General features: G+C 68.2%; 16 protein-coding genes, 3 tRNA genes and 1 pseudogene. 16 read left to right on the top strand and 4 right to left on the bottom strand.

Annotated features, from left to right (window positions below; all coding sequences use genetic code 11):
* Positions 1–838 precede the first annotated feature (838 nt).
* Both GGQ61_RS21835 and GGQ61_RS21830 read right to left on the bottom strand, forming a co-directional pair.
* Positions 839–1,066: pseudogene (locus tag GGQ61_RS21835) on the bottom strand (hypothetical protein); the annotation flags it as partial.
* 669 nt (positions 1,067–1,735) lie between these two features.
* Positions 1,736–1,810, bottom strand: a tRNA-Thr gene (locus GGQ61_RS21830).
* 359 nt (positions 1,811–2,169) lie between these two features.
* Here GGQ61_RS21830 and murA point away from each other — a divergent pair.
* The 11 genes from murA (at position 2,170) to GGQ61_RS21775 (ending at position 9,401) form a co-directional block, all read left to right on the top strand.
* Entirely contained in the window at positions 2,170–3,459 is a 1,290-nt protein-coding gene (murA, locus tag GGQ61_RS21825; RefSeq protein ID WP_183777170.1) for a UDP-N-acetylglucosamine 1-carboxyvinyltransferase, read from the top strand.
* A gap of 1 nt (position 3,460) precedes the next feature.
* A complete protein-coding gene (locus GGQ61_RS21820; RefSeq protein ID WP_183777169.1) occupies positions 3,461–3,886 on the top strand; it encodes a DUF2948 family protein in 426 nt (141 codons plus the stop codon).
* A 79-nt stretch (positions 3,887–3,965) separates the two neighbouring features.
* On the top strand, positions 3,966–5,246 hold the full coding sequence (gene hisD / locus GGQ61_RS21815) for a histidinol dehydrogenase (protein WP_183777168.1): 1,281 nt from the start codon (positions 3,966–3,968) through the stop codon (positions 5,244–5,246).
* 128 nt (positions 5,247–5,374) lie between these two features.
* Positions 5,375–6,010: an SH3 domain-containing protein gene (locus tag GGQ61_RS21810; protein ID WP_183777167.1), complete on the top strand. Its 636-nt coding sequence runs from the start codon at positions 5,375–5,377 to the stop codon at positions 6,008–6,010.
* 143 nt (positions 6,011–6,153) lie between these two features.
* Complete coding sequence (locus GGQ61_RS21805; RefSeq protein ID WP_183777166.1) at positions 6,154–6,633, top strand: UPF0262 family protein; 480 nt, start codon at positions 6,154–6,156, stop codon at positions 6,631–6,633.
* A gap of 2 nt (positions 6,634–6,635) precedes the next feature.
* Positions 6,636–7,097 (top strand): arsenate-mycothiol transferase ArsC, encoded by a 462-nt coding sequence (locus tag GGQ61_RS21800; protein ID WP_343056271.1) that lies wholly within the window; start codon positions 6,636–6,638, stop codon positions 7,095–7,097.
* A gap of 120 nt (positions 7,098–7,217) precedes the next feature.
* Positions 7,218–7,436, top strand: a complete 219-nt coding sequence (infA, locus tag GGQ61_RS21795) for a translation initiation factor IF-1 (protein WP_012522747.1) — start codon at positions 7,218–7,220, stop codon at positions 7,434–7,436.
* A 5-nt stretch (positions 7,437–7,441) separates the two neighbouring features.
* Positions 7,442–8,032, top strand: coding sequence for a Maf family protein (locus tag GGQ61_RS21790; RefSeq protein ID WP_246371165.1), 591 nt, complete (start codon positions 7,442–7,444; stop codon positions 8,030–8,032).
* Positions 8,029–9,066, top strand: a complete 1,038-nt coding sequence (locus tag GGQ61_RS21785; protein WP_183777165.1) for a ribonuclease E/G — start codon at positions 8,029–8,031, stop codon at positions 9,064–9,066. The genes GGQ61_RS21790 and GGQ61_RS21785 overlap by 4 nt, the downstream gene beginning before the upstream one ends.
* On the top strand, positions 9,063–9,227 hold the full coding sequence (yacG, locus tag GGQ61_RS21780) for a DNA gyrase inhibitor YacG (protein ID WP_183777164.1): 165 nt from the start codon (positions 9,063–9,065) through the stop codon (positions 9,225–9,227). The genes GGQ61_RS21785 and yacG overlap by 4 nt, the downstream gene beginning before the upstream one ends.
* A gap of 98 nt (positions 9,228–9,325) precedes the next feature.
* Positions 9,326–9,401: transfer RNA gene (locus GGQ61_RS21775), tRNA-Phe, on the top strand.
* Between the two features lie 54 nt (positions 9,402–9,455).
* On the opposite strand, the gene GGQ61_RS21770 is transcribed toward GGQ61_RS21775, so the two are convergent.
* Entirely contained in the window at positions 9,456–9,965 is a 510-nt protein-coding gene (locus GGQ61_RS21770) for a DNA-deoxyinosine glycosylase (RefSeq protein ID WP_183777163.1), read from the bottom strand.
* A gap of 820 nt (positions 9,966–10,785) precedes the next feature.
* Between GGQ61_RS21770 and GGQ61_RS21765 the strand changes: the two genes are divergently transcribed.
* The 4 genes from GGQ61_RS21765 (at position 10,786) to GGQ61_RS21750 (ending at position 13,109) form a co-directional block, all read left to right on the top strand.
* Entirely contained in the window at positions 10,786–11,712 is a 927-nt protein-coding gene (locus tag GGQ61_RS21765; protein WP_183777162.1) for a MotA/TolQ/ExbB proton channel family protein, read from the top strand.
* Positions 11,713–11,717: 5 nt separating this feature from the next.
* Positions 11,718–12,149 carry a biopolymer transporter ExbD gene (locus tag GGQ61_RS21760; protein ID WP_183777161.1) on the top strand — a complete coding sequence of 144 codons (432 nt, stop codon included), beginning with the start codon at positions 11,718–11,720 and terminating at the stop codon, positions 12,147–12,149.
* Between the two features lie 13 nt (positions 12,150–12,162).
* Complete coding sequence (locus GGQ61_RS21755; protein ID WP_183777160.1) at positions 12,163–12,867, top strand: energy transducer TonB; 705 nt, start codon at positions 12,163–12,165, stop codon at positions 12,865–12,867.
* 165 nt (positions 12,868–13,032) lie between these two features.
* Positions 13,033–13,109: transfer RNA gene (locus tag GGQ61_RS21750), tRNA-His, on the top strand.
* Positions 13,110–13,177: 68 nt separating this feature from the next.
* Here GGQ61_RS21750 and putA read toward each other — a convergent pair.
* Positions 13,178–16,255: a bifunctional proline dehydrogenase/L-glutamate gamma-semialdehyde dehydrogenase PutA gene (putA, locus tag GGQ61_RS21745; RefSeq protein ID WP_183777159.1), complete on the bottom strand. Its 3,078-nt coding sequence runs from the start codon at positions 16,253–16,255 to the stop codon at positions 13,178–13,180.
* Positions 16,256–16,345: 90 nt separating this feature from the next.
* Here putA and GGQ61_RS21740 point away from each other — a divergent pair, with 90 nt between their 5' ends.
* Entirely contained in the window at positions 16,346–16,840 is a 495-nt protein-coding gene (locus tag GGQ61_RS21740; protein WP_183777158.1) for an Lrp/AsnC ligand binding domain-containing protein, read from the top strand.
* Positions 16,841–16,987: the final 147 nt, after the last annotated feature.

Raw genomic sequence — 16,987 nt, 5'->3', positions numbered from 1 at the left:
CTCTCCAATCCGCCGCCTCCTCACACCAAGGAGACGCCTGCAGAGTCCGCTTCGAACTAAAATTTCGACTCCACCGCCATATGCGATTCCCCTGCTTCGTATGGCAAGCCGCTCAGGACTAGGACGCCCCCCACGGCGACAGGTCCTCCAGTGGGAATTTGGTCGATTTTGACGCCAAGGCACGGCTTGGCGGGAGCGCGCCAGTAGTGCGTGAACACGAGGAGGGAACCTACCGGATGTTCATCGAAATTTCCCCAGCGCATCTTTGAAATGGGCAATCTGTCTTCACGCATTGCCTTCTCCTGGGGCCTCGCTCCGGGGCTAACAATTTTGTCGAAAGGGGTGAGCCGGCGTGGCCTATTCGTAGCCGTCTCGGATATCGGTGCGGTTGCAGCTCGGGCAGTGTAGCGCCGAGGTGGGCCGGCGATCGCGCCGAGCCCGCTCCTCTTCGTCCCGGGTCATGACCTCGGCCTCAAAGCGATGGCCGCAATTGTTGCAACGGAAACGCCGACGCTCACTCATATTCAATCCCCGCGCGCTCGACGAACTGGTTCCAAAGCCATTCCGCGGCCCGCTGTGCGGTGAACTTCATCCCTTCCTCGCGGCCGCCCATGAGGCGACTGGGAGCCAGGTAGAGTTGGTATTCGTCCGCCTCCACGCTGATCCCGCCATGAGAGGTGTTGTCGGCCGCGTGGGCCTCGTTGACGAAGTTGATGTCGCCGAAAAAGTGGCCCCGCCCCTTGTTGATCCGCACGGTGATATGGGCTTCACCACCGCGCTGGCGCGCCCGGTTGACGATCGAACAAGTGAAGCTGTTCTGGTCCATCTCCTCTAGGCGGGTGCGGATGAGCACATGGGTCGCTAGCACGTCACGGATGTTGTGCGGGCCGTGCGGCAGGAGCCCCTCGATCGCCCCCTTGCCTGTGTAGGGATTGAAGATCCCATATCGCTGGATCACCAGCCGCCACGCCTCATAGAAGCCGCTCTGAGTGTAGCTTGCGTTTCGGCTCGTGGTCTTCACGGTCTTAATGAAGAGCGTGCCTGGGTCGCGTGATCCGCTCAGGAGCAAGGCGCCCGCGCCTCTCGGAAGGGCGGATCTACTACGGGGAGCCGCCTCTTCGGCTCTGGCACGATGTTGGGGGGAGGGGGCGGACCTGGCCTGGTCGAGCAGGGCTCGTTCTTGAGCTGCGAGGATCGGGACGATGACATCCCGGCCAGCCAGAATTCGCTCGTGTGCGATGCCGGTCTTTTTCGCCAAGTCTACCCAGTCATAGCCGCGGCCTCGTCGGGCAGGTCCTTCAGCTTGGCCCCATGCACGTAGAAGATAGTTCTGAAGCTTCTGAACCTCGTGCCCGCTGAAGGCCCGCGGCAGTCGAATGCGGCAATACCGCGAGATGGCGAGCGCGAAGTCGCCACGATCGAGCTCCAAGTCAGCCTCCGAGATACGCACACGGAAGCAGACACAGTCGGAATCGACGGGCTCACAGCGTGGCAGTGGTCTGTGGCTTGACGTTTGTGAGGGGTGATCACCCTGAGGGCGGACGAAAGAAAGTTGCCGCAGTCGGCGCGAACCCGCCTGAAAAGCCCGCGAAACTCATTGGGCGCGCGACTTTCACTTCACGATTCCGCGAAAAGGAGCGGTTTCTCGTGCTTACTATGTGCTTATTAGTTGTGTTTGGGAGTTTCGTCGGGGGATGTGGCGATCCCCCAACCCTTTGAAAGGATTGGGGGATCATGGTGCCGCCGGGCAGGATTGAACTGCCGACCTCAGCCTTACCAAGGATGCGCTCTACCACTGAGCTACGGCGGCGACGAGGCGCGGGCTATAGCCAAACCCGGCGCCGGTGGAAAGCCCCAATCTGAAGAAACTGTCCTTGACCTGTGGAGCGTCTCGCCGCACCCCCGGTTTTGATGGGAAAGCAGGACAAAACCCCCGTGAACGAACGCGAGGCGAAGCTGGCGGCGGCGCTGCGCGCCAACCTGCGCCGGCGCAAAGCTGGGCCGAAACCGGCGGAATCGCCGGCGCCGAAGGCGGAGGATTCGGGCAAGGCGTAGATGGCGGGCTCGTGATGGGCCGACCGCTTTTCGGCGCCGCAGCAGCGCGATAGATAGCGCTCAAAGGGTCGAGCGGCGCGGTGATCGCGCCTGCGGGCCCGCCGAGGGACACGATTGGATCGCATCGCCATCACCGGCGGCGCACGGCTGATGGGCGAAATCCCGATCAGCGGCGCCAAGAACTCCGCCATCAAGCTGATGGCGGCCAGCCTGCTCACCGACGAACCGCTGCGCCTGACCAACATGCCTCGCCTGGCCGACACCCGGCTGCTGGCGCGGCTGCTGCGCCGGCTGGGGACCGAGGTGGTCGAGCAGGACGGGGAGGACGGCCCCGAGACGGTGCTGCACACCCGCGAGATCGTCAGCGCGCTGGCCCCCTACGACCTGGTCCGCCAGATGCGGGCCTCGTTCAACGTGTTGGGCCCGCTGATCGCCCGCACCGGCCACGCCAAGGTCTCGCTGCCGGGCGGCTGCACCATCGGGGCGCGGCCGGTCGACCTGCACCTGGAGGCGTTGCGCGCGCTGGGCGCCTCGATCGACCTGCACGAGGGCTATGTCTACGCCCAGGCGCCCCGCGGGCTGACCGGCGCGGAGATCGTCTTCCCGTTCGTCTCGGTCGGGGCGACCGAACACGCCATGCTGGCCGCGGTGCTGGCCAAGGGCGGGACGGTGCTGAAGAACGCCGCCTGCGAGCCGGAACTGATCGACCTGGCCGATTGCCTGAACGCCATGGGCGCGAAGGTCTCGGGGGCGGGGACCTCGACGATCGTCATCGAGGGCGTCGAGCGGCTGCACGGGGCGACCCATTCGGTGATCCCCGACCGCATCGAGACCGGCACCTACGCCCTGGCCGCGGCGATGGCCGGCGGCGAGGTGCGGCTGACCAGGACCCGCACCGACTTTATCGACGCCCTGCTGGTGAAGATGGAGGAGGCCGGTGTCGAGGTGGAGCGCCACGCCGACGGCATGACCATCCGGCGCAATGGGACGCGGCTGAAGGCGGTCGAGGTCGAGACCGACCCCTATCCGGGCTTCGCCACCGACCTGCAGGCGCAGTTCATGGCGCTGATGACGCTGGCCGACGGCGAGAGCGTGATCAAGGAGACCATCTTCGAGAACCGCTTCATGCACGCCCCGGAACTGTCGCGATTGGGGGCCGAGATCGCGGTGCAGGGCGGCGAGGCGCGGGTGTCCGGCGTCGCGGCGCTGGAAGGCGCGCCGGTGATGGCCACCGACCTGCGCGCTTCGGTCAGCCTGGTGATCGCCGCCCTGGCTGCGCATGGAGAAACCATGGTTAGCCGCGTCTACCATCTGGACAGAGGCTTCGAGCGGCTGGAAGAGAAGCTCAGCGCCTGTGGCGCGAACGTCCGCCGGATCGTCGGCGACGGCGAGCCCGAGGATTGAGATGACGCGCGTTGCTCCGTTGAGGCTGTTGGCGCAAGACGCCGAGGACCTGAAGGTCATCGCCGCGGCCTTGCAGGACGCCGTCGGCAAGATCGGCGACATCTCCTACGAGCCGGCGGCCCGGCGGCTGACCTTGGCCTTCAACCGCTATCGCTGGGAAGGCAAGGGCGGCGAGCGCGTGCGCGCGGCGCTGCAGCTGGGGTCGGTGCAGAAGGTCCAGGCCCGCAAGCTGCGGCGCACGGCCAAGGACGCGGTGGTCGAACTGCTGGACGTGGCCTTCGAGCCAGGCGAGGCCCCGGGCGGGGCGGTGATCTTCACCTTCGCCGGTGGCGGCGACCTGCGCGCCCAGGTCGAGTGCCTGGACGTGGTGCTGGCCGACGTCAGCGCCCCCTGGCCGACGCCGCGGACGCCCAAGCACGAGGACTAGGGCGTACGCCCTTCGCCGGTATGAGCGATGGCGGCGCTGACCCTAGCGTCGTAAGGCCTCGGCGTTTAAAGAGCGCGGCATGCGCCGCTTCTCCTTCTCCGATACCGGCTTCGAGGCCGCCTTCGCCGCCTTCATCGACGAGCGTCGCGAGACGCCGGAAGAGGTTGACGCCGCCGTGCGCGACGTGCTGGCCGCGGTGCGCGCCGAAGGCATGGGGGCGCTGCTACGCTTCGCCCGGCAGTTCGACAAGGTCGAGATCGACGAGCGCAACATCCGGGTTTCGGCCGAAGAGATTGAAGAGGGCGCGGCGCAGTGCCCGGCTCAGGTGCGCGAGGCGATCGCCTTCGCCGCCGCGCGGATCGGCGCCTATCACGCCCGCCAGCGGCCGGCCGACCAGGCGTTCACCGACGAGGCCGGGGTCGAACTGGGCTGGCGCTGGACGGCGCTGGAGGCGGTCGGGATCTACGTCCCCGGCGGTCGCGCGGCCTATCCCTCGACGGTGCTGATGAACGCGGTGCCGGCCAAGGTGGCGGGCGTCGAGCGCATCGCCATGGTGACCCCGCCTGGACGCCTGCAGCCGGCGGTGCTGGCCGCGGCCAAGGAAGCGGGCGTCACCGAGATCTGGCGCGTGGGCGGCGCCCAGGCGGTGGCGGCGCTGGCCTATGGCGCAGGCCCGATCAAGCCGGTCGACAAGATCGTCGGGCCGGGCAACGCCTATGTCACGGCCGCCAAGCGGCGGGTCTACGGCACGGTCGGCATCGACGCCCTGGCCGGACCGTCCGAAATCGTGGTGGTGGCCGACGGCGCCAACCGCGCCGACTGGATCGCCGCCGACTTGCTGAGCCAGGCCGAGCACGACCCGGCCGCGCAATCGATCCTGATCACCGACGACGAGGCTTTCGCCGCCGCGGTCGAGGCCGAGGTGCAGGCGCAGCTGGCGACGCTGACGACCGGCGAGGACGCCGCGGCCTCATGGCGCGACCACGGGGCGGTGGTGATCGCCCCGATGGACGAGGCGCCGCGCCTGGTCGACCTGATCGCGCCAGAGCACGTCGAGTTCGCGATGGAGAATCCGGAGCGGCTGTCGGACCGCGTCCGCCACGCCGGCGCGATCTTCCTGGGCCGGGTCACGCCCGAGGCGATCGGCGACTATGTCGCCGGCTCCAACCACGTGCTGCCGACCAGCCGCGCGGCGCGATTCTCGTCGGGGCTGTCGCTGTACGACTTCATCAAGCGCACCTCGATCGTGAAGTGCGACGCCGCCTCGTTCGCGGTGCTTGGGCCGCACACCGTGGCGCTGGCCGAATCCGAGGGCCTGCCGGCGCACGCCCGCTCGGCCGCGATCCGGCTGGGACAGTAGGAACGGCTGAAAGCAAAGCTGAACATTTCCTGTCAATTCCGTCCCGGAGGCCGTTCAGGTAGCGCCCGCTAGGGTCTCCTTCATCGGGGCTGCAGCGGCCCCAACGAGATGAAGAACGGAGACCCGCAATGCGCAACCTGATGAACAGCAAGATGGCTGTGGTCGCCCTGGCCGGCGTGATCGCGGCGGGCGCGGTTGGAACCGCCAACGCCCAGCAGTACCGCACGCCGACCGGCGGCGGGCCGGGCTCGATCGTCAGCTGCGACGCCCAAGGCAACAAGCAGATCGGCGGCGCGCTGATCGGCGCCCTGCTGGGCGCCGCGGCCGGCTCGAACCTGGCCAAGAACGACCGCGGCACGGGCACCGCCATCGGCGCCGTCGCCGGCGCGGCCACCGGTTCGTACGTCGGCTGCAAGATGCAGCGGGACGACGCGGCCCGGGCCGGCTACGCCTACCAGGGCGGCGGTTCGTATCGCCCGGCGACCTACAGCCAGAACGGCTATCGCCTGAGCGGCGACATCGCCCCGGCCAACTTCCAGCGTGACGGGGGCGCCTTCGTCGCCAACTCGACGCTGAACCTGCGGGCCGCCCCGACCACCAATTCGGCCCGCGTGGGCTCGATGCGGGCCGGCGAGGGCTTCCAGGCCCTGGCCCGGGTGCGCGGCACCGACTGGATCCTGGTCGGCCAGAACGGCGTCGGCGTCGGCTATGTCCACGGCGCCTATGTCCGCCCGGCCGGCGGCTACCAATACGCCCGCTACTAAAAGCGGATAAAATGGAGAGCACTGACGCCCGGCGGCCACGCCGGGCGTCTTTTCTTGTGTACAGCATGCAAGATCGCACGCGGCAGGATGACGTTAGGGGTTGGTTTGCAATAAAGCTCGGGGCAAGCCTCTCCCGCAGCGCCATGGCCGACGAAGACCGTACCAAGCATCGACTGCAGTCTGTCGAGATCGACGAGGAGTCCCTCGCCGCGGTTTCGCGCGACCAGGAACAGGAACGGCAGATCGCGATCTTCGACCTGCTGGAGGCCAACTATTTCTATCCGGAAGGCGCCGAGGGCGGCCCCTACGACCTGCGCATGGGGCTGATGGAGAACCGGCTGGTGCTGGACGTCCACGGCCCGGCCTACGAGAAGCGCCACATCCTGTCGCTGTCGCCGTTCCGCGGGCTGATCAAAGACTACTTCATGATTTGCGAGAGCTATTACCAGGCGATCCGCAACTCCTCGCCCCAGCAGATCGAGGCCCTCGATATGGGGCGGCGGGGCCTGCACAACGAAGCCTCGGAACTGCTGCGCATGCGGCTGGCGGGCAAGATCGAGACCGACCTCGACACTTCGCGCCGGCTGTTCACGCTGATCTGCGCGCTGCACTGGCGAGGCTAGGGGTGGCGTCAGTTTCGAAACGCGCGCCGCTGCCGGGCGCGGTCCTGTTCGCCTGCAACTTCAACCGCGTGCGCTCGCCCATGGCCGAGGCGCTGCTGAAGCGGGCGCTGGGCGACCGGGTCTATGTCGACAGCTGCGGCCTGAAGCAGGAGCCCGGCGAGGCGGGCGAGGGGGCCGACCCGTTCGTACGCTCAGTGATGGAGGAGATCTCCGTCGACCTGGCCAATCATGCCCCCAAGACCTTCGACCAGCTTGAGGACGCTTCGTTCGACCTGGTGATCTCGCTGACGCCGGAGGCGCAGCACCGGGCAGTGGAGATGACCCGCGGCCGGGCGGCCGAGATCGAATACTGGCCGACCTTCGACCCGACCCTGGCCGAAGGATCGCGCGAGGCGCGGCTGGCGGCCTATCGCGAGGTGCGCGACCATCTGGCCAAGCGGATCGCCGAGCGCTTCCCGCGCTAGCCTTCCGGGCGCTGAGGGCGTAAAGGGCATCGCGCTATAATTGGATTGCACGCCACGGCTCGCGCCGAGACACACTGCGCGGGCCGTTGGTGATTCGATAAACACCACTTGGGAGCCTGCATGGCTAAAGAAGAGCTTTTGGAGTTTCCGGGCGTGGTCAGCGAAGTCCTGCCCAACGCGACCTTCCGCGTGAAACTTGAGAACGACCACGAGATCATCGCCCACACCGCTGGCAAGATGCGCAAGAACCGCATCCGCGTCTCGGCCGGGGACAAGGTGCTGGTCGAGATGACGCCCTATGACCTGACCAAGGGCCGCATCACCTTCCGCGTCCGCTAGGCCGCTTGGCCACGCCGCCCCTTCAGCGCCTGGTGCTGGCTTCAGCAAGTCCCAGGCGGCTGGATCTCCTGCGCCAGGTCGGGCTCGAGCCCGACGCGATCATCGCCGCGGAGATCGACGAGACCCCGCTCAAAGACGAGACCCCGCGCCGCACGGCGCTGCGCCTCGCGGTCGGCAAGGCCGCGAAGGTGGCGCAGGCGCGCCCGGACGACTTCGTGCTGGCCGCCGACACGGTGGTGGCGGTGGGAACCCGCATCCTGCCCAAGGTGGAGACCCGCGAGGAGGGCCGCCGTTGCCTGGAACTGCTGTCGGGGCGCGCCCACAAGGTGCTGACCGGCGTGGCCGTGCAGGGGCCCGGCGGCAAGACCGCCAGCCGGCTGGTCGAGACCCGGCTGCGCTTCAAGCGCCTGACCAAGGCCGAGATCGTGGCGTATCTCGATGGCGGAGAGGGCGTGGGCAAGGCCGGCGGCTATGGCATCCAGGGCCATGCGGGCGCCTTCGTCATGTCGATCCAGGGATCGTATCCGGCGGTGGTCGGACTGCCGCTCTACGAGACCCTGAACCTTCTGCGCGGCGTGGGATTCGCCTCGGCATGAGCGAGCGCACTCTCTTTCTGGATCGCGGGATCGGCGAGAGTCGCGGGGTGGTGCTGCTGGACGGCGCGCCCGAACGGCTGCTGATCGTCCGCGACGGCGACGATGCGCGCACCCGGTTGGGCGCGCGACATGTGGCCCGCGTGCGCAAGGTCGAGCCGGCGTTCGCCTCGGCCTTCGTCGACCTGGGCGGCGTCGAGGCGATGCTGTCGTTCAAGCCGGACGCGCGTCCGGTCGAGGGGGCCTCGCTGGAGGTCGAGATCCGCAGCGAGCCGCGCGACGGCAAGCTGGCGACCGTGCGGGTGCTGGGCCCGGCGCAGGGCGCGCCGAAGCTGCTGGCCGCCGCGCCGGAACTGGCCGAGCAACTGGCCGCCTTCGCGCGGGACGCCGAGATCGTCGAGGGCCGCGACGCGCGGCTGGTCGCCGACGAGGCGCAGGACGAGGCGCTGGCGGTCGTTCACAAGTTGCCCGGCGGCGGCGACATCGCCATCGAGCCGACCCGCGCGCTGGTCGCCATCGACGTCGATATCGGCGAGCGCAAGGGCAATGACGTCAAGCGCGTGACCCGCGCCGCCAACTATGCGGCGCTGGCGCAGGGCGCACGGCTGCTGCGACTGAAAGGCCTGGGCGGCATCGTGGTGTTCGACCTGGTCGGGCGCGGCCATGACGGCAACGCGCTGCTGACCGCGGCGCGGGCCGCGTTCGGCCCGGACAATCCCGGTGTCGCGATCGGCCCGGTCGGGCGTTTCGGCACCATGGAGATGACCATTCCGCGCCGGACCGCGGCGCTGACCGACATTCTCTGCGACGCCAGCGGCGCCCTGAGCGACCTGACGTTGGCCCTGCGCCTGATCCGGTCGATCGAGACCGAGGGCGCGAGCCAGCCGGGCGCGCGCCTGGAAGCGCACTGCCATCCGGCGATCGCGAAGGCCGCCGCACCCTATGTCGAGCGACTGGCCGGCAAAATCGGCGCGCGGTTCGCGATCAAGCCTCAAGACGGCCTGGCCCGCGCCCGCTTCGACGTGAGGGCGGCGTGAGCGCGCCCTGTCCGATCTGCGGCAAGCCGGCCCAGCAGGAGTACCGGCCCTTCTGTTCCAAGCGTTGCGCCGACGTCGACCTGCAGCGCTGGCTGAGCGGCCGCTACGCCATTCCGTCGGCGGACGACGAGGCGGAAGGCGGTGGAAGCGAAGAAGACTGAATCCGCCGCTGGACAGGCGCGAACGCCTCTTCTATAGACGCGGCTCCCGCGCAGGCGGGACCTTGCTTCGCCCTCCGGTCAGATCGGAACGGCTCGGCGCCTGGGTAGCTCAGTTGGTAGAGCAGCGGATTGAAAATCCGCGTGTCGGTGGTTCGAATCCGCCCCCAGGCACCATTCTTTCCCAGATCCCTATTGCAGCGCTTACAGGCCCCGATGCGATCGGTCGCCTCAGTCCAGGTGCGCGCTCAGCACTTCCCAGGCGGCCAGCTTGCGCTCGAAGCGGACGGCGTGGGCCGGGCTGCTGGAGGGGAGGGGGATGAGGGCGAGGCCGGGGCGGTCGGCGAGGATCTTCATGCCGAGTTTCGCGGACTTGCCGCCGTTGAAGGCGACGGCGCGCAGGTCCGGCAGGCTGGCGCAGAGTTCGGGCAGGGCGTTAGGCTGGTGGTCGCGGATGGCGGTGTCGAGGCTGCCGGGCCGGACCGCCGAGCCGACCACGTCCCAGAGGCCCACCCCAGCGGCCAACAGCAGCTCCAGCCGCTCGCCATAGGGCAGGGAGAGCAGCGGCGAGCCGGTCACCGCCTGCATCAGCCGCCAGAACTGGTTCTGCGGATTGGCGTAGTATTGGGCGGCGGCCAGCGACTTCTCGCCCGGCAGGCTGCCAAGCACGAGCAGACGGGTGCGGGCGTCAGCCACGGGGGCGAACGAGGCCTTGCGGCCGGCGTCGGCGGGCGAGGTCATGGCCCGATAGTGGCCCGCCAGATCAGATCACGCCAGTGCTGCACCGGCCTCAATCCGGTCCGGGTTCGATTCTGGCCGGCGGCGCAAAAGGTCGCGTCGGCAGCGATTTCGCCCACGAAATTTCCGATTTGGCGCCCGCGAACGCTGTTTCCGTTTCCGCAATGGGGCAGTCGCAGCGGCTATGGGGCGAAATCGAAGAATTTCGGCGAAACCGAGGGGGCAGGCGCGGCCATGGCGCCAGGGACACGCCTTGCGCGCGATTGTCCTGCGGAAGCCGAACGTTGGTTGACTCGGGGGGCGGGGACTCTCATTTCCCCGGCGCGACAGTTGGGTGACCGAAATTCGTGCTGGCCGGCGCCGAAAGGGCGGGCTGGCGGCGGTTATTTTGAGATCGGTGTTCCGCGACGATTGCTGCGATGCAGCGCAAAATCGCCGCCAAAAATGGAAAATCGCCGCGCTTTGCTTGGCTGGGCCGTTGTGCGCCGCAGCAAAGCGTGTCCCGCCCCAGACTTCTTGGGGTCGCACCCCTCTGCATGGCCTCTTGACGCTTGGAATAGGGGTTGCCAAAGGACCCCTGCCGCACGTCTAACATTGCGGTAAGATTTCGGGTTCCCCTCGGGAAGCTCGATTTCGCTCCCGTATCCGAACGCCCAGTTTCACGTACGTGGAATAGGCGCCAGGGTCGGGCGCAGCGAAGCGGCTCTCGCGTTTTGGCTGGGCGACCAGACAGAGCGACGGGCTATTTAGTTAGGGTGGGAGACGCTCTCGCGCGACGACCCTTCGGTCCAAACGTGCTAGACCAATCAGGAACTGGCGACAGATGCTCGACAATAAACGAAAGACCCCTTTCATCGCTCTCATCGGCGCGGTCGCGCTGATGGCGAGCGCGCCGGCGTTCGCGCAGGACGCGGCCGCTCCGGCTGCTCCGGCCGCCGCCGACGCCGCGGCCGCTCCGGCTGCTGACGCCGCCGCCGCTCCGGCCGCCGACGCCGCGGCCGCCCCGGCCGCTGACGCCGCCGCCCCGGGCGCTGACGAGGCCCCCGCCACCATCGAACATGCCGGCAAGCTGACCGTCATGCAGATGTTCATGGACGCCGACCCGGTCGTTAAGGTCGTGATGATCGGCCTGGTGCTGTCCTCGATCCTCTCCTGGACCCTGCTGGTCACCAAGCTGATGGAATTCGGCTCGCTGAACCGCACCTCGGACCGCTTCATCGAAGCCTTCCGCGGCGCCAAGTCGGTCACCGAGATGAACCGCATCGCGATGTCGGACGAGTACGAAGGCAACCCGCTGGCGGACATGACCGCTGCGGCGACCCAAGAAGTCGAACTGTCGCGTCAAGCCGGCCTGGCCGTGTCGGGCGCTCACCGCGAAACCACGCTGCACCGGGCTGAAGCCGCGGTCGGCGCGGTGCAAGCCCTGATGGCCAAGCGCCTCTCGGGCGGCATGCAGTTCCTGGCCTCGGTCGGTTCGTCGGGTCCGTTCATCGGTCTGTTCGGTACCGTTTACGGGATCATGAACTCCTTCATCGGCATCGCGAACACCAACACCACCAACCTGGCCGTCGTCGCCCCCGGCATCGCCGAAGCGCTGCTCGCCACCGGTATTGGTCTGTTCGCCGCTATCCCGGCGGTTATCTTCTACAACTACTTCCAGACCCGCATTTCGGCTTTTGGCGCCCGTACGGAAGGCTTCGTTGCTGAACTGATGAACGCCATTTCCCGGCAGCTCGACAAAGGGGCGTAACCCACATGGGAGCCAAACTCTCAGGTTCTGGGGGTGGCAAGTACTCGGTCGAGGCGAACAGCGAAATCAACGTGACGCCCTTTGTGGACGTTATGTTGGTGCTCCTGATCATCTTCATGGTCGCGGCGCCCATGGCCGCCGTGACTGTGAAAGTTAATCTTCCGCCCGCAGTCGCCAAGCCTTCCACGAACCCTCCGAAACCCGTCTACATCAGCATTCAACCTGGTGGTTCGATCTACATCGGCGACACCAACGTGGAGCTGGCGGACATCGGAGACAATCTGCGCAGCACGATCGGGCAACGTAATCCGGAGAAAGAACGCATCTTCATCCGCGCCGACAAGGACGTCCTCTACGGGGACTTCATGGGTGTGATGAACATGCTTCAGGACAACGGTTTCTACAGCGTGGCCCTGATCGGCGAAGATAAGAACTAGAAGGGGGTGACGAATGGCTGAAACCACCGACACTACCCACGAACATCGCAGTGTCTTCGACGCGCCGAAGAGGAAGCGTAACCCGGCGGTGACCGCGGCCATTGTTGGCTCGATCATCGTCCACGCGGTCCTCGGCTACTACCTGTATAAGAACAAGTTCGAGCCGAAGTATCGGGAGTACACCGACGACGTCACGGACGTGGCTATCATCAAGCCCGCGCCGCCGCCGCCGCCGCCGCCCCCGCCGCCGCCGCCGAACACCCCGCCGCCGCCTCCGCCGAAGCTGCAACCGCGGCCTCCGGTGAACGTGCCGGCTGATCTGCCGACGATCCCGCCTCTGCCGGTTCCGCCGGTCGAGAAGCGGATCGAAACGCCGGAACCGCCGAAGGCCGCCCCGCCGGCCCCGCCGCGTCCGTCGGTGATTACGAACCCGGACTGGGCTCGTCGTCCCTCGGGCGAGGACATCGCGCGGTACTATCCGGATCGTGCGATGCGGATGAATACGGAAGGCCGTGCGACGATCAGCTGCACGGTTACGGCGAAGGGGACGCTGGAATCCTGTGAAGTGCAGGCTGAAGAGCCTGCCGACATGGGCTTCGGTGAAGCGGCCCTCCGGATGAGCAAGCTCTTCCGGATGCGTCCGAAGACCCAAGACGGCGCGCCCGTCGAAGGCGGCAGCGTGCGGATCCCGATCCGCTTCAACCTGCCGAAGGGCTAAGCCCTCTCGGATACGCCTAAGATCAGGCCCCGGAGCTTCGGCTCCGGGGCTTTTTCTTGGCCTGGACGCAGGCCCCTGAAAATCTTTGGGGGCAGAACGCATGGCCGCGGGCCGGGCCACTTGATCGCACGGCCCGGTGCGACTAGAAGGGCCGCTCCGCGATGCGCCGCCTTAGCTCAGTTGGTTAGAGCGCTAGATTGTGGCTCTAGAGGTCCCCCGTTCGAACCGGGGAGGCGGTACCATCGCCGGATATGAAAAAGCCCGGGGCGCAAGCCTCGGGCTTCTTCATTTTCAAGGCCTCGGCGGGCGGCTAGAGACTGAGGTTCAGCAGGGCCGGGTCGCCGCCCTGGGCGGTGATGTTGACGCTGAGCGCCCGCTCGATCGCATAGCGCGACAGCGAATTGGGTCCGCCGGCCTTGGGACCGGTGCCCGACAGCCGCTCGCCGCCGAACGGCTGCACGCCGACCACCGCCCCGATGATCGAGCGGTTGACGTAGACGTTGCCGGCCGGGACCAACTCGCGCACCTTTTGGGCGAAGGCGTCGATGCGCGAGTGCACGCCCAGCGTCAGGCCGTAGCCTTGGCCGGCCAGCTCGCGGGCGACCTTGGGGAGCTGAGACGGCTCGTAGCGGACGACGTGGAGAATAGGGCCGAAGACCTCCCGCTCCAGGAACTTCGCCGACGGGATCTCGGCCAGCACCGGACCAAAGAAGGTCCCGGCCTCGGGGGCGGCGAGGCAGTGCAGGACCTTGGCCTCGCGCTCAAGGCGCTGCAGGTGCGCGCTCAGCGCTTCACGGGCCTCCTCATCGATCACCGGGCCGACGTCGACGGCCGGGTCGGCGGGGTCGCCGATCACCAGCGCATCCATCGCGCCCTTGATGGTCTCGACGATGAGGTCGGCGGTGTCGTTCGGGAGGAAGAGGATCCGCAGGGCCGAACAGCGCTGGCCGGCAGACCCGAAGGCCGAGAGCACCACGTCGTCGACCACCTGCTCCTTCAGCGCCGTGGTGTCGACGAACATGCCGTTGAGGCCGCCGGTCTCGGCGATGAACGGGATGATCGGGCCAGGCCGCGCAGCGAGGGTCTGGTTGATGCGCCGGGCGGTGTCCGTGCCGCCGGTGAAGGCGACGCCGTCGCATTGGGGATGTGCGGTGAGGGCCGCGCCCACGGTGTCCCCGCGACCGGGCAGCAGGGCGAGCAGGGCCGGCGGCAGGCCGGCCTCGTGGAACAGGGCGACTGCCTGGGCGGCGACCAGCGGGGTCTGTTCGGCGGGCTTGGCCAGCACGGCGTTGCCGGCGGCCAGGGCCGCGGCCACCTGACCGGTGAAGATAGCCAGCGGGAAGTTCCAAGGGCTGATGCAGACGAAGACGCCGCGGCCGTGCAGTTCCAGGCTGTTGGCCTCGCCGACCGGGCCCTTGAGGATTTCGGGCCCCGTAAACTTGGTCTGGGCCAGGTGGGCGTAGTAGCGGCAGAAGTCGACCGCCTCGCGCACCTCGGCCACGCCGTCGGCCAGGGTCTTGCCGGCTTCTCGCGCGCAGATAGCGATCAGCCGCTCGGCGTTGGCCTCAAGGGCGTCGGCCATGGCCCGCAGCACCTCGGCGCGGCGGAAGCCGCCGAGGGCGTTCCAGGCGCCTTGGGCGTCCCGGGCGGCGGCGAAGGCGGCGTCGATCTCCGCGACCGAGGCCTCGCGCACCTGGCCGACGACGACCCCGGTCTCGGAGGGGCTGAGCACGTCCTGGGCCTCCCCGGCGGCGGGGCCGGCGCTGAGCGGGGCGAGCGCCCGGGCGGCGTGGTGCAGGCGGGCGGCCTCCTCGGGGATCGAGAGGTCGAAGCCGGCGGAGTTCCGACGCTCGGCCCCGTAGATGTCGGCCGGGCGCGGGATCTTCGGATGCGGGCCGACGCCGGCCTTCTCGACCGCGACGATGGGGTCGACGACCACGTCTTCGGCCGGGACGCTCTCGTCGAGTAAGGCGTGGACGAAGGAGGTGTTGGCGCCGTTCTCCAGCAGCCGGCGGACCAGGTATGGCAGCAGGTCCTCATGCCCGCCGACCGGGGCGTAGGTGCGCACCACGGCGCCTTCGCGCAGGGTGTCGGCGGCGCGGTAGAGCGCCTCGCCCATGCCGTGCAGGCGCTGGAACTCGATCTTCACGCCGGCCGCCTGGGCCATGGCGTGGACGGCCGCCAGGGTGTGGGCGTTGTGGGTGGCGAACTGGGCGAAGACGTGCGGGCTGGCCCCAATCAGCGCGCGGGCGCAGACGAGGTAGGAAAGGTCGGTGGCGGCCTTAGTCGTGTAGACCGGATAGTCGGGCCGGCCGCCCACCTGCGCGCGCTTGATCTCACTGTCCCAATAGGCGCCCTTGACCAGGCGGACCATCAGCCGCCGGCCGCTGGCGCGGGCGATCTCGGCGACGCGGGCGACGGCGAGGACGCCGCGCTTCTGATAGGCCTGGACCGCCAGGCCGAGGCCGCGCCAGTCGCCGAGCTCCTTTTCGCCGGCCAGCCGCTCGAGCAGCTTCAGCGAGATGACCAGGCGGTCGGCCTCCTCAGCGTCGATGGTGAAGTTGAGGTCGTGGCGCGCGGCGATCAACGCTAGGCGCTTGAGGCGCGGGTAGAGCTCGCTCCAGACCCGGTCCTCGTGCGTGGCTTCGTAGCGCGGCGAGAGGGCGGAGAGCTTGACCGAGACGCCGTGGCCGGCCTCGGGGCCGGCGCCCTTGCCGTGTTGGCCGACCGCCTCCAGGGCCTCGGCGTAGGCCTGCTCGTAGCGGGCGGCGTCGGCGGCGGTGCGGGCGCCTTCGCCCAGCATGTCGAACGAGCAGACCTGACCTTCCTTGGCCGCGCGCTTCAGGGCCGCCTCAATCGTGCGGCCGAGCACGAACTGCTCGCCCATGATGCCGATGGCCTGAGCCACGGCGCGGCGCACGACCGGCTCGCCGATCCGCTCGACCAGCCGGCGCAGGAAGCCTGGCGGGTCGCGCCGGGCCTCGTCGTCGACCTCGACGATCTTGCCGGTCAGCATCAGGCCCCAAGTCGAGGCGTTGACGAACAGGCTGTCGGATTGACCCAGGTGGCTGGCCCAGTCGGCGCCGCCGATCTTTTCGGCGATCAGCCGGTCGCGGGTCTCGGCGTCGGGCGTGCGCAGCAGCGCCTCGGCCAGGCACATCAGCGCAAGGCCCTCGCGGGTGCCGAGGCTGAATTCCTGCAGGAAGCTCTCGACCACGCCCTGGCGGTTGGCGGCCTTGCGCGCGGTGCGGACCAGATGCTCGGCCTGGGCGCGGACGGCCATCTGCTGGTCGGCGCTCAGGGGGCGGGCGGCGAGGAGGGCGGTCACGGCCTCGGTTTCGTCGCGATACTTGGCGGCGGGATCGTCCAGGGCGGTCCAGGAGGTCATGGCGGGCGGGCCTTCGTGGGGTTGTTTCCTGTCGTTCGGCGTATCGCTTATGATGCCGGATGTCCGACGGACGTTGGGCGTATTGGCCGAATGATATTATCCACGGAGGGTGATGTGGCGGAGGCCGTGCAGCTGGATGACACCGACCGGCGACTGCTGCGGGTGCTGCAGCGGGACGGGCGGATCAGCAATCTGGATCTGGCCCAGCAATGCCACCTGTCGCCGTCGGCCTGCTCGGACCGGGTGCGGCGGTTGCGTGAGCGTGGGGTGATCACCGGCTTTTCCGCCATCCTCGATCCGAAGGCCATCGACCGCGCGCTCCTGATCTTCGTGGAGGTTCAGCTCGACCGTACAACGGGCGACACCTTCAGCGAGTTCGCCCAGGCCGCGCAACGGACGCCGGAAATCCTCGAATGCCATATGGTGGCGGGGGGCTTCGACTATCTGATCAAAGCGCGGGTCAGCGACATGGAGGCCTATCGCCGGTTCCTGGGCGAGGTGCTGGTGGCCATGCCCGGGTTGCGGGAGACGCGGACCTACGCGGTGCTGGAGGAGGTGAAGTCGGTGACCGAGCTGCCGGTGTAGGCGGCCTTGCTCGCGCGCACGTCGCCGATGTGGGGCTAGGTCCTCCCCTCTTGGGCAGGGGAATCGCATATGGCGGTGGAGTCGAAATTTTAGTTCGAAGCGGACTCTGCAGGCGTCTCCTTGGTGTGAGGAGGCGGCGGATTGGAG

The organism is Phenylobacterium haematophilum, from assembly GCF_014196295.1.
GTDB lineage: Bacteria > Pseudomonadota > Alphaproteobacteria > Caulobacterales > Caulobacteraceae > Phenylobacterium > Phenylobacterium haematophilum.
Note: the sequence above shows the minus strand (reverse complement) of the source record. Positions and strands in the feature narration are given on the sequence as shown.

What these genes read in the sequence shown, in the direction of transcription:
- GGQ61_RS21820 (WP_183777169.1), top strand. Translation starts at nt 3,461, where the DNA reads ATGACGCGCGTTGCTCCGTTGAGGCTGTTGGCGCAAGACGCCGAGGAC.
- hisD (WP_183777168.1), top strand. Translation starts at nt 3,966, where the DNA reads ATGCGCCGCTTCTCCTTCTCCGATACCGGCTTCGAGGCCGCCTTCGCC.
- GGQ61_RS21810 (WP_183777167.1), top strand. Translation starts at nt 5,375, where the DNA reads ATGCGCAACCTGATGAACAGCAAGATGGCTGTGGTCGCCCTGGCCGGC.
- GGQ61_RS21805 (WP_183777166.1), top strand. Translation starts at nt 6,154, where the DNA reads ATGGCCGACGAAGACCGTACCAAGCATCGACTGCAGTCTGTCGAGATC.
- infA (WP_012522747.1), top strand. Translation starts at nt 7,218, where the DNA reads ATGGCTAAAGAAGAGCTTTTGGAGTTTCCGGGCGTGGTCAGCGAAGTC.
- GGQ61_RS21785 (WP_183777165.1), top strand. Translation starts at nt 8,029, where the DNA reads ATGAGCGAGCGCACTCTCTTTCTGGATCGCGGGATCGGCGAGAGTCGC.
- GGQ61_RS21770 (WP_183777163.1), bottom strand. Translation starts at nt 9,965, where the DNA reads ATGACCTCGCCCGCCGACGCCGGCCGCAAGGCCTCGTTCGCCCCCGTG.
- GGQ61_RS21765 (WP_183777162.1), top strand. Translation starts at nt 10,786, where the DNA reads ATGCTCGACAATAAACGAAAGACCCCTTTCATCGCTCTCATCGGCGCG.
- GGQ61_RS21760 (WP_183777161.1), top strand. Translation starts at nt 11,718, where the DNA reads ATGGGAGCCAAACTCTCAGGTTCTGGGGGTGGCAAGTACTCGGTCGAG.
- GGQ61_RS21755 (WP_183777160.1), top strand. Translation starts at nt 12,163, where the DNA reads ATGGCTGAAACCACCGACACTACCCACGAACATCGCAGTGTCTTCGAC.
- putA (WP_183777159.1), bottom strand. Translation starts at nt 16,255, where the DNA reads ATGACCTCCTGGACCGCCCTGGACGATCCCGCCGCCAAGTATCGCGAC.
- GGQ61_RS21740 (WP_183777158.1), top strand. Translation starts at nt 16,346, where the DNA reads ATGATATTATCCACGGAGGGTGATGTGGCGGAGGCCGTGCAGCTGGAT.